The 12,665-nt window shown below is 36.9% G+C and carries 13 protein-coding genes and 1 pseudogene; 1 reads left to right on the top strand and 13 read right to left on the bottom strand.

All coding sequences use genetic code 11. The annotated features are described in order from the left end of the window. Window positions 1-13: 13 nt before the first annotated feature. The 9 genes and pseudogenes from RDV78_06070 to RDV78_06030 form a co-directional block, all read right to left on the bottom strand. Window positions 14-1,411, bottom strand: a complete 1,398-nt coding sequence (locus RDV78_06070) for a GspE/PulE family protein (protein ID MDS1030059.1) — start codon at window positions 1,409-1,411, stop codon at window positions 14-16. 17 nt (window positions 1,412-1,428) lie between these two features. Further along, the gene (aroB, locus tag RDV78_06065; protein ID MDS1030058.1) at window positions 1,429-2,502 is read right to left on the bottom strand and encodes a 3-dehydroquinate synthase; all 1,074 of its coding nucleotides are present in this window, start codon (window positions 2,500-2,502) and stop codon (window positions 1,429-1,431) included. Next, the gene (locus tag RDV78_06060; protein MDS1030057.1) at window positions 2,483-3,025 is read right to left on the bottom strand and encodes a shikimate kinase; all 543 of its coding nucleotides are present in this window, start codon (window positions 3,023-3,025) and stop codon (window positions 2,483-2,485) included. Before RDV78_06060 ends, aroB begins: the two co-directional genes overlap by 20 nt. A gap of 2 nt (window positions 3,026-3,027) precedes the next feature. After that, complete coding sequence (gene aroC / locus RDV78_06055; GenBank protein ID MDS1030056.1) at window positions 3,028-4,185, bottom strand: chorismate synthase; 1,158 nt, start codon at window positions 4,183-4,185, stop codon at window positions 3,028-3,030. Window positions 4,186-4,277: 92 nt separating this feature from the next. After that, complete coding sequence (locus tag RDV78_06050; GenBank protein ID MDS1030055.1) at window positions 4,278-4,751, bottom strand: MerR family transcriptional regulator; 474 nt, start codon at window positions 4,749-4,751, stop codon at window positions 4,278-4,280. Between the two features lie 112 nt (window positions 4,752-4,863). Next, window positions 4,864-5,724 carry a shikimate dehydrogenase gene (gene aroE / locus RDV78_06045; protein ID MDS1030054.1) on the bottom strand — a complete coding sequence of 287 codons (861 nt, stop codon included), beginning with the start codon at window positions 5,722-5,724 and terminating at the stop codon, window positions 4,864-4,866. After that, the gene (locus RDV78_06040) at window positions 5,714-6,229 is read right to left on the bottom strand and encodes a YqeG family HAD IIIA-type phosphatase (protein MDS1030053.1); all 516 of its coding nucleotides are present in this window, start codon (window positions 6,227-6,229) and stop codon (window positions 5,714-5,716) included. Before RDV78_06040 ends, aroE begins: the two co-directional genes overlap by 11 nt. 140 nt (window positions 6,230-6,369) lie before the next feature. Next, window positions 6,370-7,080, bottom strand: coding sequence for an RNA polymerase sporulation sigma factor SigK (gene sigK / locus RDV78_06035; protein MDS1030052.1), 711 nt, complete (start codon window positions 7,078-7,080; stop codon window positions 6,370-6,372). A gap of 99 nt (window positions 7,081-7,179) precedes the next feature. Next, window positions 7,180-7,329, bottom strand: a pseudogene (locus RDV78_06030) (thioredoxin-disulfide reductase). Between the two features lie 192 nt (window positions 7,330-7,521). Between RDV78_06030 and RDV78_06025 the strand changes: the two are divergent. Beyond that, entirely contained in the window at window positions 7,522-7,887 is a 366-nt protein-coding gene (locus RDV78_06025; protein MDS1030051.1) for an ATP-binding protein, read from the top strand. A gap of 576 nt (window positions 7,888-8,463) precedes the next feature. Here the strand turns inward: RDV78_06025 and RDV78_06020 are convergent. The 4 genes from RDV78_06020 to RDV78_06005 form a co-directional block, all read right to left on the bottom strand. Continuing rightward, complete coding sequence (locus RDV78_06020; GenBank protein MDS1030050.1) at window positions 8,464-8,853, bottom strand: hypothetical protein; 390 nt, start codon at window positions 8,851-8,853, stop codon at window positions 8,464-8,466. A gap of 718 nt (window positions 8,854-9,571) precedes the next feature. Continuing rightward, complete coding sequence (locus RDV78_06015; GenBank protein MDS1030049.1) at window positions 9,572-9,904, bottom strand: hypothetical protein; 333 nt, start codon at window positions 9,902-9,904, stop codon at window positions 9,572-9,574. After that, window positions 9,852-10,151, bottom strand: coding sequence for a hypothetical protein (locus RDV78_06010; protein ID MDS1030048.1), 300 nt, complete (start codon window positions 10,149-10,151; stop codon window positions 9,852-9,854). The genes RDV78_06015 and RDV78_06010 overlap by 53 nt, the downstream gene beginning before the upstream one ends. A 176-nt stretch (window positions 10,152-10,327) precedes the next feature. Continuing rightward, entirely contained in the window at window positions 10,328-12,637 is a 2,310-nt protein-coding gene (locus tag RDV78_06005; GenBank protein MDS1030047.1) for a universal stress protein, read from the bottom strand. Window positions 12,638-12,665: the final 28 nt, after the last annotated feature.

Here is a 12,665-nt window from a genome sequence, read left to right as displayed (position 1 = left end):
AACCAAGCCTCCATCAACCAATTACTCTCATAACTTCGTCTAAAGTTGTACTTCCATTTAAAACTTTCCTAATGCCATTTTCTCTTAATGTTAACATTCCTTTTTTAATTGCTTGTTTTTTAATTTCCTTTGAAGGCATTTTTTGCATCACAAAATATTGTATATCCTCGTCTATAGGTAACAACTCAAAAATTGCCGTTCTTCCTTTATAGCCCGTCCCAGCACATTCTGCACACCCTTTTCCTCGATGTAATCTTAAATCATCTTGAACATTACCTAAAAGTAACCTCTCCAAAGAGTTTTTAGCTACCTCATAACCTTCCTTGCAATAAGGGCAAATTTTACGAACCAACCTTTGCGAAACAACTGCAATTACAGCTGAAGCAACTAAAAAAGGCTCTACACCCATATTGATTAAACGGGGTAAAGCTCCTGCTGCATCATTCGTATGTAATGTGCTTAATACTAACTGACCCGTAGTAGCAGCTCGTATTGCTATATCAGCTGTTTCATTATCCCTTATTTCTCCTACCATAATAACATCGGGATCTTGACGTAAGATGGAACGAAGCCCCAGAGCAAATGTTAATCCTGTCTTCTGATTTACTCCCATTTGGTTTATACCCTCTAATACGTATTCTACAGGATCCTCAATAGTTACAATATTTTTTTCTAAACTATTAATTGTTTTTAAACTAGCATAAAGAGTAGTAGTTTTGCCACTACTAGTTGGACCTGTAATTAAGATCATACCTTGGGTGGTTCTTAACATTTTCTTGTATTCTTCAAATTGTTCTGATTCTAGCCCTAATTTTTCAAGGTTAATAAATCTCTTTTCTTTATCTAAAATACGTATTACAATTTTCTCGCCAAAGATTAATGGTACGGAAGAGATACGAAGATCAATTTCTTGGTTTTTGAATATAACCCTAGTTCTACCATCCTGAGGAATCCTTTTTTCAGTAATATCTATATCGGCCATAATCTTAATTCTAGCAATGAAATTAGGAGCAACATCTTTTGATAAAGTTGTATATTCCTGTAATTGTCCATCTATCCTAAATCTAACCCTAAGGGAACGGTCTTCTTGGGGCTCAATATGAATATCACTAGCTTGTCTTCCAATAGCTTCCTCTATTAATTCATCTACTAATTTTATAATAGGAGCTCTGCCATCAATAAGATAATTATTATTTAGCTTTTCATTAATAGGTTTAATAGGTTCTTTTTGTTCATCAAATTCATTTTTTAGAACGCTTAAAAACTCATCCTCAGAAATAAAACCCAATTTAATTAGAAGTTGTCCTAAATTTTGTTTTGGTTTTTGAATACTTAAGGCTTTTTGCAACTGTTCCCAGGAAATTAACCCCTTTTCGATTAAAAATTCACCTAAGTTTTTTTGTAAAACCATAAAATCACCTAACTCTCTTAACTAAGATAAAGCAAGATTTCCTCCGGTTTTAAATTCATTGAAATTGCCTTACCTAACTTTTGAGGCAGAATTAGTTGAATTAACCCATTCTTCATCTTTTTATCGTGGTGAACACATTCTACTATTTTTTCTGGTTTAAGTTCAGAAGGAATTTCAGTAGGTAAGCCTATGGAATTTATAAATTCCGCAATATCATTCTTAACTATTTCAGTAACCAAACCTTTTTGAAGAGCAATATTAGCAGCAATAACCATGCCAACAGCTACTGCTTCCCCATGCCTATATTTGGTATAGCCAGTTAATGTTTCTAAAGCATGTCCAATGGTATGGCCAAAATTAAGAATGATTCTTACTTCGTTTTCCAATTCGTCTTTTCCTATAATTTCAGCCTTTATTTTACATGAATGAGTAACAATGTTTTTTAATATTTCAAAGTCAAATCTAAAAACTCCGTTCCAGTTATTTTTGATATATTGATAAAATTCGCCATCCCATATAACACCGTATTTTATAATTTCAGCCATACCAGCTTTAACTTCTCGTTCGGGAAGTGTTACAAGAGTGGTTAAATCAGTAACCACCAACTTCGGCTGATAAAATGATCCAATCAGGTTTTTGCCTCGAGGATGGTTAATTGCAACTTTCCCCCCTACACTACTATCAACTTGTGCTAACAATGTAGTAGGGACTTGTATAAAAGGAATTCCGCGTAAATAGGTAGCTGCAATAAAACCAGCCAGATCACCAACGACTCCACCACCTAAAGCAATAATTGGTGATAACCTATCCAAAGAGGCATCTATGGCCTGATTATACAAAGTATTGGCCCAACTTAAAGCTTTTGCCCCTTCACCATCTTCTACTAAAGCAATTCTAGGATTAAACCCGTAATTTTGAAGGGACGTTATAAGCTTTTCACCATATAAGCTAAAAACTGTATTATTTGAAATAACTAAGCAATTTTTGCTTAAAGAGTAATCTAATAATATTTCACCTATTTTCCCCAATAGATTTTTTCCGATATATATCGGATAGCTTTTTTCTTTTAAATCAACCATTAACTTCTGCATTCAATAAACCTCTTTCATCTAAAAACAAAAAAATTTTTTCCACTATTTCATCTATATCTAAGTCTGATGTATCAACGGAAAAATCAGCACACTTATAATATGGTTTGCGTTCATCAATAAGGCTTGAAATTAACTCTAATGACGACTTATTTTTAAGCATTGGCCGATTATTATTTTTACCTACTCGCGAAAGAACAGTTGCAGGCGAAGCCGTTAAGCAGATTAATATCCCATTATTTTTGAGTATTGCAACGTTATCAGGATCTAAGACAGTACCTCCCCCCGTACTAATTACACAATTTCTTTTAGAGGCAATTTTTTCAATCATTAGTTTTTCTTCAGACCTAAATCTTACCTCTCCATATTTTTTAAATATTTGTGTAATATTCAAACCAATTAACTGTTCTATTTCTTGATCAGTATCTATAAATTCTTTATTCAGTTTTCTAGCTAATTTCCGTCCAACACTGCTTTTCCCAGTTCCCATAAATCCTATCAATATAATATTTAGTTGCTGTCCCATAATTAAACCTGCCTCAGATATTCACGATATTTATTTACTCTATCCTTTATTTCTTCCAAAGTGTCTCCTCCAAACTTTTCCAGAATAGCTTGCGCTAAGGTAAAAGCAACGACTGCTTCTCCTATAACAGAAGCAGCAGGAACAGCACAAACATCAGAACGTTCAACCGCAGCGTTAAAAGGTTCTTTAGTATGCAAATCTACGCTTGCCAAGGGTTGCATTAATGTAGGTATCGGTTTCATTGCTGCCCTAATAATCAATGGCTCACCGTTAGTCATTCCGCCTTCTAAGCCCCCAGCATTATTGGTTAAATGAAAAAACCCCTGCTCTTGGTTATAGGCTATTTCATCCTGCACCCTAGATCCAGGTAATGCTGCACTGCGAAAGCCAATGCCAAATTCTACTCCTTTAATAGCTTGAATGCTCATTAAGCCTTGTGCCAACATAGCATCTAACTTTCTATCCCAATGTACAAAGCTACCAATTCCCATAGGCATGTTTAAAACAATGACTTCAAAAATCCCTCCCAAAGTGTCCTTATTGTCTTTGGCTCGGTCAATTGCTTGCAACATGGCTTTTTCGGTTTCAATATCTGCACAAAAAACTGGTGAATTCGAAGCTTTTTGTTTTATATCTTGAATACTAATAGGCCCTAAACTTTTTACATCACCAATACTAATCACATGGGAAATAATCTCTATATTAATTTCCTGTAAAAGTTTCTTTGCAACAGCTCCAACTGCAACTCTAGTAGCTGTTTCTCGTGCGCTGCTTCGTTCTAATACATTACGGAGATCCTTATGTTCATATTTTATTGCTCCGCTTAGGTCTGCATGGCCTGGTCGGGGCTTAGTGATTGTTCCTAAATTTAAATCAGCTTCTTCCTCGGGACTCATAATATTCTGCCAATTTTCCCAATCTTTATTACTTATATTTAGAGTTATTGGACTGCCAAGAGTTTTCCCTCCGCGAATGCCAGAAAGAATACTAACCTGGTCATGTTCAATTTCCATTCTTGCTCCCCGACCATAGCCATGCTGCCTCCTAGCCAATTCTTTGTTAATATAATCTGCAGTTAAATTTAATCCCGCAGGAAACCCCTCGATTATAGCCGTCAAACATTTTCCATGCGACTCACCAGCTGTTAAAAAACGCAGCATGTCAACTCTCCTTTAATATATATTAATAATATTATATCTTTTCTAAAAATGTTTAGCTTTGTAATTAAAATTATAAAACCGAAAGAACCCAGCTAACTTACTTCACCTGTCCTCTTAATCTGCCATTTCCCTTTTAAAAATTCAAATATACCTTTATTCTGTTCTTCCAACAATTTACCTTCTATTATTTCTTTTTCCATTCTTAATAATTGAATTTCCCTAGTCAATTTTTGGCTTTCTTCTCGAGTTTTTTGTAACTCTGACATGATAGAATTCAACATATGAAATACTGTTGTTTTAAAGTTTTGCTCAACTCCTAAAGCATTTGTCAATGTTCTTTCTAGCTCAAGCCTTCTTTTTGCACCTTTAATAGTGTATTGTTCAGTTTGTAAAAGCTCCTTAATTTGTGAAAATATTTCAAGTTGTTCCTGCCCGTAGCGTTTGCGTATACCTTTGCTACTTTTAATCATTAAATATTCTTCAAATTCTTTTTCCCAAAAACGTAGTGTGCTAATTTCTACTTGCAAAATATTGCTAACTTGCTGAATTGTAAGTTTTTCCGACATAGTAATCAACTCCCTGTAAATTGCTATTATTTAGCAATTTAACAAGGAAATAGAAAAATCCTCCTAAAAGTGAGAACTTTTTTCTGTCAATATTTTTCATACTATTACTTTTCTAATTATTTAGCAGGGATTTCAAAACAGCTTTCGACATCAAATCTATAGGTGCCTCTTGACCAGTCCAATAAGAAAATGCCTCTGCCCCTTGGTATACTAACATTCCTAATCCATTCAGGGTTCGGCAACCTTTTTTTCTGGCCTCTTGTAATAACTTTGTTTCAAATGGATTATAAATTAAATCGCAAACAAACTGATTAGAATGCAAAAATTTAACTTTTAAAGGTGCCAGATCATTTACTTGGGGATACATACCAACTGGAGTTGTATTTATTATTAAATCTGCCTCACTAACTTCTTCTTCAGTTAGATTATCTATATAAGTAACTTTTATGTCAGTTGAAAAGTGTGAATTAAGGTCATTGGCAAGGGCTTCTGCCTTAGTAAATGAACGAACAGCTAAATTGAGGTCAGAAATTCCTTTTTTGCATAAAGTAAATGCAACAGCACGACAAGCTCCTCCAGCACCTGCAATTAATACCTTTTTACCATCGGGATTAAAGCCAGCCGCTATCAATGATTGATAAAAACCATTTCCATCTGTATTGTAACCATACATTTTTTCTTCCTTGATAACTACTGTATTTACTGCTCCAATTAATAACGCATCCTCAGATATTTCATCTAGAAAATTAAGTATTTCTTCTTTATAGGGAATAGTTATATTTACACCTTTAATTCCTAATTTCGGTAAAAATTTTATAGTTTGAACTAAATTATCAGGTTTTATAGGAAAAGGAACATAAACATAATTTAAGTTTAAAGCTTTAAAGGCAACATTATGCATTATTGGTGATAAAGAATGTTTTAATGGATAACCTATTATACCCATTACTACAGTATCACCCTTAATTTTCATATTGACTTCGCTTCTCAAGTAGTGCTTTTAAAAATAAGTGTTCCACCTTCCTCACCATACGTGTAACTAGGAATTCCTTTGAATTCAAAGGGGTAACTAAAATTGTGTATAATCCCAATCTATTCCCACCTAAAATATCGGTAAATAGTTGATCACCTATTACAGCAGTTGATTTTATATCTGTCCCCATTATTCTTATGGCCTTACGGAAAGCGCGTTTCCGTGGTTTACATGCTTTATAAATAGCGGGAATCCCTAAACTAATGCCTATCTGTTCAACCCTTTCTTTATTGTTATTAGATGCAATACATGCCTTAATATTGTAGGCTGACAATAATTTAAACCATTCAATAAATTCCTTCCTAAGCTTTGGACTGTTCCATTCAGTTATTGTATTATCCAAATCAATAATTAACCCGTTAATACCTTTACTAACTATTTCTTGCAAGGGTATTTGGAGTAACGTTTTAACATGCAATCGAGGTTTTAAAAAATGTTTAACCATTATATCCTCTCTTCTTAGCAAAATGATAAATAAATTATACAATTCTAATTTTATTATAACCGATAAATCACGTCCAAAAAATAGTTAATTCTAAGGTTGTAAAAAGTAATTAATACAAAAAAGCCAGACCAAAAGCCTTACTATTGCTTTTTATCAGCTGTAAATTCTTTAGTAAGTTTTTCAATTGCTTTTTTCTCAATTCTAGAAACATAGGAACGAGAAATTCCTAAATGCTTCGCAATTTCTCTTTGTGTTTTTCTAAATGAATTAAATAAACCATAGCGTAGCTCTAAAACGTTTCTTTCTCTTTTATTAAGAATTTTGATTTTTTCTAAAACTCTTTGTTGTTCAAAAGCATTTTCAACAGACTCAGATACAACATCATGATCTGTTCCTAAAACATCAATTAAAGTAATTTCATTGCCTTCTTTATCTACTCCAATAGGGTCATATAAGGAAACTTCTCCTCTGACTTTTTTTATAGATCGTAAATGCATTAAAATTTCATTCTCAATACACCGTGCAGCATAAGTAGCTAACCGAGTTCCTTTTCCAGGATCAAAAGTGTTTATTGCTTTAATTAAACCTATAGTTCCTATAGAAATAAGATCATCACTATCCTCACTTGATCCTTCAAATTTTTTAGTAATATGCGCTACTAATCGTAAATTATGTTCGATTAGAACATTTTTAGCTTCAAAATCCCCTTTTTTCATTTTTGTAAGCTGTAATGCTTCTTCTTCTTCTGATAAAGGCTGTGGGAAAGCGTTATTGCTAATGTACGAAACTAAAAGAGCAATTCCTTTTATTACGGAAAAAGCGAAGAAAGCCATCATTAATGTACTCAAAATCCCACCTCCAAACTTAAGTCCATATAGTATATGGGAGTAGGATTTAAAACGTTCTAATTTAATAGAGGTAATTAATTGTAAAATAATAATCGATATTACTTATCGTTTAGAAAGAAGATACTTTTCCGCACTTAACGCTGCTATAACACCATCAGATGCCGCAGTTATTACTTAACGTACATTTTTTGATCGAACGTCTCCAGCTGCAAAAGCACCAGGAATATTTGTTTCCATATCATTGCTAGTTTCGTAAGCGTAAAATAGTCCCCACCTATACACAGTGTGGGGACTATTTTACGCTTACATTACTGTAGATTTAATTCTATCTTTTCTAGCACCTATTTCTAAAGCACACCCGTTACCCGTTTCAAATAAAATAAAGGTACGAAATGCTGGGCTCACTAAATATGATGCTTTGCTAGGGGAAGGGGATATGTCCATATGAATGAAATTAATCCGATTAAGGAAACTATTAGACTTTACGCTAAAAACATACGTACTTCATCATTTATAAACTATGAAAATGTCATCCGGCAGCTTGAACCTGGGGAAAGCTATGAACATTTCCTGCGAAATCTTATGAAAATAGAGGTTTCTCAAAGGCAAGAAAACCAACAAAAACGTAAGCTTAATGCTGCTAAATTTCCTTTTGTTAAAACATTAGATGAGTTTGATTTTAACTGTCTAGAGAAAGTTTCAAGTGGCTGCATTTGGGAACTGTCAAACTGTGACTTTATTAGAAACAGGCAAAACATAGTCATGATCGGTAATCCCGGAGCTGGGAAAACCCATTGTCTATTGGCCTAGGTCTCAAAGCATGCCAAGCTGGCTTTAACGTCCGATTTTATACGGCTGCTGCCTTAGTTAATGACCTATCAGAAGCACTTCAGTTCAATAAGTTGTCAAAGTATGAGAAAACTCTGTCAAATGTTGATTTACTAATTCTTGACGAATTATCTTATCTGACTTTTAACAGACACCAATCAGAACTACTATTTCAGGTTATTTCTGAGCATTCTGAACGCGCAAGTGTTACTCGTTACTACTAATCTTGAGTTTTCAAGATGGACTGAAATTTTTGAGAATGAAATCATGGTAGCAGCACTAATGTAAGCGTCAAGGGCATGCGGTTATAGAGATCCACCCTGGCTTCAACCCGGCAATACTTAGAGAAGTGGTACGAACACTAAAAGAATTATGATAACCGACCTTTTCTTACTGTAAAACACAGACAGCAGCCGGATTTCCACTAAAAACTTGTTCAGTAAAAGTATTTAAAATATATAAATTCATCTATCAGCCCCTCCAAAGAGTTCTTTCCTTGTCTACAGCTTTTCTTCCACTAAACTACTCCTTAAGTTTATGGATTTGCCTTAAACTATTTTATTTCTCTTTCTTTTTTAAAAATGTAACATCGATAAAGGAGATACCAAAAGCTAAACCCAAAGCAATAGAGAATTCTCTAAATACATCTATGTTTGAAGGTCTAAAAACGTAATCAAAGATATAATTTAAAGATCCAAATAAAATAAACAAAGCAATAAACTTGAACAGCCTTTTCCTTATCTCAACCCGCTTTAATTTTCTTGAATTTAAAATAGTAATAAAAGGGACATACAAAATCAAAAAGAAAGTAAAAAATAGATACCCTATCAAGAATTTGAAAGCAATACTATTGTCTATATCTTTATAAACAATAAAGAGTGAAATTATAGTTCCAATTATAAATAACGTATAAAGAATTCTAGTAAAAATCAATGACATTTTCTCCATATTTTATACCTTCTAACTTTTGATTCACACTATCCTGTTGTGACACTTTTAAATACTTGCGCCAATGCATTAAGTATTATCACTAATTTTCTATTCAGGATCTATACTAACTTTCCCATTTATTTTCATCCATTGATATTTCAACAACATTTACAATATCCATATCATCAAGTATAAGAGGTTCATATTTATGCGGCGTCCCCCGTTAAATAGACACGTAAAATCAAGTAATTTCGGAATCAGATTAAGCATAAATAACGCAATACTGCCTAATCGCCTTTTTTTTCCAATAAAGCTTTCCGCCAGCTTTATAAAATCGGTGTCACCTAAAAAGATTAGTATGCGCAATGCGTTTTCCAGAGCAGTCTCATGTTCAGTTTTGTCAGACAAAAGCTTTTTGCACGCTGGCCGTAGAACATGCCGCTGTTCCCAAATAAGATTACCCAGATTACCTAAAAGCACCGATTTAGAAAGTATTATATCTTTTATATCTACTATTAGTGGAATAGCAGATATAAATTCAAAAACCTCCTCTTCATCAACGAGCTCCAATTAACATAAAACTGTATTCACTTCCCTTACCTGCTTAACACCAACGTCTGTTGGTAAATAATTGCTCAAAAACTACAGCGCTGGTCGTAGAGCATCTCAACTTTTATTCCGCAAAAAAAGCGGAACCAGCCGCATTTTTATATCGTCAGTTTGACCCACAAACATTTCAAGCAGCGGAAAAATAATAATTAGCCAAAACATCATGAGTTTTATGCCTAATCATCGGCAGGACAAACTCTTCCAGACCTGACCGGATTGTTTCGTGCATTTCGAGAAGCTGCTCGTCGTGATGACGTAAAAGACCATATCTCAGCATTTCGCGAATGGTTTCAACATAGTCATTAGGAAAGACTATTTTTGCCTCTTCAATACTGAATGGCAATGCAAAACATATGATTTTATCGGCAGTTGCCCGTAATCTTTCTGAAATACGTTGATATCTGTTTCTATCTGCCTCCTCCATAATTTGATCCGGCGGCTTCGTTACCCATCGCTTCATGTCGTCTATTGTTCCACTTGCGAAATATTGACCAGCCGGTCATATAGATTGGTGCAGGAATTTTAAGAGATTCACGTTGCAGGACGGATAGTCTACGAAAAATACTTTCCTGTCCCAGAACAATTAGATGCACATATTCAAAACGGAAGCTTTCAAGAAAGTCTATCATATTTTTGGCAAAATCGTCGCTACATGTTCCTTCAACAAAATCCAGTAGGATAAATATTGGTTTTGCTACAACATTCATTTTCGGGCTATTTCCCTAAATACTTTTTCACTTGAAAGGTCTGGCTGTACAGTAATACTGAAAGGTTTTGTAATCTCAAAAATTCTCAGACTAAATGCTATGCCAGCCAAAACATTGCGAAAATCCGTATTATTTTTTACCATTTATTGATGTTTGTTCCTCTGGCGAAGTTGAAGTTAATGTAAAGCAGGATCAGCTACAACCAGGACGTCCAGATGGCGTACTGCACGAAGAAGTTTTTGTACTACAGCTCCTTTCCAGATTTCTTCCCAACGTGTACGGGCAGAGTGGCCAATAACCACTTGTGTAGCTTCTTTTTGATTCAGTACCTCCACCAGTTTACGGAAGACTTTGCGCCGCTCGGCCGCCTGGTGGATTTCAAATTTTCCGCCCAAACGCTCTGTCAGTTCTTTCAACTTTTGCAGTCGCTGCTCTTCCTCTGGTGTCAGTGCTTGGTCTTTGACGTACACAACGTACCATTCAGCCTTCAAGCGATACGCGATGCGGAACCCCCGCCGAATCAGACGATCACTGTCAGGCTGTAAGTTGACGCAAACAACAATTGCCTCTTGCTGTCTCAAATGCCCCCGCAGCGTTCGACGATCCCAGGATTCGAGCCGTTCATCCACTTCATCGGCAACCTCCCGCAAGGCCAATTCTCGTAAGGCAATCAAGTTTCCCGTCCTGAAAAAATTATTTAGTGATTGCTCGACTTTCTCCATAGGATAAATATTTCCTTCCCTCATTCGCTCCCGTAGGGCTTTGGGCGATATGTCGATCAGCTCAATCTCATCGGCAGAATGAAGAACATGATCCGGTACCGTTTCCCGCACCCGGATGCCGGTGATTTGTTCCACCGCGTCGTTTAGACTCTCCAAGTGCTGGATATTCATAGTAGAGATAACTGAGATTCCCGCATTTAGGATTTGCTCTACACCCTGGTACCGCTTCTGATACTTGCTGCCTGACACGTTGGTGTGGGCCAATTCATCAACCAGCACCACTTCCGGGTTGCGTTTGATGATCGCATCAGTGTCCATTTCCTCAAGTATTACGTTGCGGTATTGAATTTTTTTGCGCGGGATGATTTCCAGATCCCCCACCTGCTCCCAAGTTTCTTTTCGACCGTGGGTTTCAAGCAGTCCTATAACCACGTCAATTCCTTTTTTCTTTAATTCGTTCGCTTCACGCAGCATTGTATACGTTTTTCCGACACCGGGCGCTGCCCCGATATACACTTTGAGTTTGCCGCGCTTGATTTTGCCGATCTCCTTCTCCATCTCTTCCGGTGTCAGTTTGTGGTAAGGATGGGGCGATTTTTTCCGAACGCGGCGGGCTGGAAGAATACGCTCCCCTTTCTTCTCGGCCCGGTCAGCCATGATAAAGATGTCGATATTTTTCGTCTTCCGCAGGATCTGGTTTATGATGGAACCTTTCAAAATCTCTTCCCAACGGGTGCGCTTCGATTGTCCCAAGACGATTCGCGTCACGTTATGTTGGGTGGCATAGCGGACGATCCCTTCAGCTACCTCATCGTCGGAGGAAATCGACACTTCTTCGAAGGTACCTCCTATCTTCTCGACCAATTTTTTGATCGAACGTTTAAAAGTGGCTTCTTCTTTCGACAAGGTTTTGTTCGGGTTGCGGAAACATACTGCCAACAAGTCTCCACCCAGCCGTTTCGCGATTTGTTGTCCCCGACGTATCAAAATTGATCCGGTCAAGTGATATTGAACCGTGACCAAAATTCGTTCCGTTGCGCCGGAAGCGCCCACCATCCCGTGGGTTTCCCGATACTCGGCCAAGTCTTCATTGACTTCTTCCGCCACAATACGCAAAGCCAGTTCCCGCAAGACTACAAGGTTATCCAGTTGGTAAAGCTTGTTGGTTTGAATTTTTTCCTCCTGGATCCGCTGCAAAATGGCTTCCGGCGTCACATCCAGCAGCTTCACTTCATCTGCCAGAGACAAGGTATCGGCGGGAACGCAGTTTTCAACCTGCACCTTCACCCCGGTCAGTTCTTTCGCCACATGGTGAATCCCTTTCAGTTCATAGATGTTCACTGTGGTAATGACGCTGATGCCTTGATCAATTAGATAGAGTACGTCATCTAAGCGGGTTGGGCGGGGTGCGTTTGGACGGTTGCGATGCGCCAAATCATCGACCAATACCACATCCGGATGTTTGGACAAAATGGTCTCCACATCCAAATCCCTTCGAATTTCTCCCTTATGATGCCATTCAATTGGCGGAACCACTTCCAAGTCCTGCATTTGTTCCAGTATTTTTGCGGTAATAGTCGGGCTCACCACCCCGATTACCACATGCAATCCCTTTTTTTTCAGGGAGTAGCCTTCATACAGCATATGGTAGGTTTTGCCGGAACCGCTTACGACCCCCAGGATAATTTTTAGCCGTCCCCGTTGCATGTCCTTGATTGATTGAAGGATTTCTTCCGGGGTTTTTCTGCGAAACTCTTCCGCCATGTCCTTGTCTCCTTTCCGAACAGGGAAA

The sequence above is a fragment of the Bacillota bacterium LX-D genome, from assembly GCA_031628995.1.
In the GTDB taxonomy this organism is placed as follows: Bacteria; Bacillota; DUOV01; order DUOV01; family Zhaonellaceae; genus JAVLUO01.
The sequence above is the reverse complement of the archived record's forward strand: the minus strand, read 5'-3'. Positions and strand labels throughout refer to the sequence as shown.

Bases quoted from the DNA above. Each gene is read 5' to 3' on its own strand.
- RDV78_06070 (MDS1030059.1), bottom strand. From the start codon at position 1,411: ATGGTTTTACAAAAAAACTTAGGTGAATTTTTAATCGAAAAGGGGTTA.
- aroB (MDS1030058.1), bottom strand. From the start codon at position 2,502: ATGCAGAAGTTAATGGTTGATTTAAAAGAAAAAAGCTATCCGATATAT.
- RDV78_06005 (MDS1030047.1), bottom strand. From the start codon at position 12,637: ATGGCGGAAGAGTTTCGCAGAAAAACCCCGGAAGAAATCCTTCAATCA.
- RDV78_06010 (MDS1030048.1), bottom strand. From the start codon at position 10,151: ATGAATGTTGTAGCAAAACCAATATTTATCCTACTGGATTTTGTTGAA.
- RDV78_06015 (MDS1030049.1), bottom strand. From the start codon at position 9,904: ATGAAGCGATGGGTAACGAAGCCGCCGGATCAAATTATGGAGGAGGCA.
- aroC (MDS1030056.1), bottom strand. From the start codon at position 4,185: ATGCTGCGTTTTTTAACAGCTGGTGAGTCGCATGGAAAATGTTTGACG.
- aroE (MDS1030054.1), bottom strand. From the start codon at position 5,724: ATGAAAATTAAGGGTGATACTGTAGTAATGGGTATAATAGGTTATCCA.
- RDV78_06060 (MDS1030057.1), bottom strand. From the start codon at position 3,025: ATGGGACAGCAACTAAATATTATATTGATAGGATTTATGGGAACTGGG.
- RDV78_06020 (MDS1030050.1), bottom strand. From the start codon at position 8,853: ATGGAGAAAATGTCATTGATTTTTACTAGAATTCTTTATACGTTATTT.
- RDV78_06040 (MDS1030053.1), bottom strand. From the start codon at position 6,229: ATGGTTAAACATTTTTTAAAACCTCGATTGCATGTTAAAACGTTACTC.
- RDV78_06025 (MDS1030051.1), top strand. From the start codon at position 7,522: ATGAATGAAATTAATCCGATTAAGGAAACTATTAGACTTTACGCTAAA.
- RDV78_06050 (MDS1030055.1), bottom strand. From the start codon at position 4,751: ATGTCGGAAAAACTTACAATTCAGCAAGTTAGCAATATTTTGCAAGTA.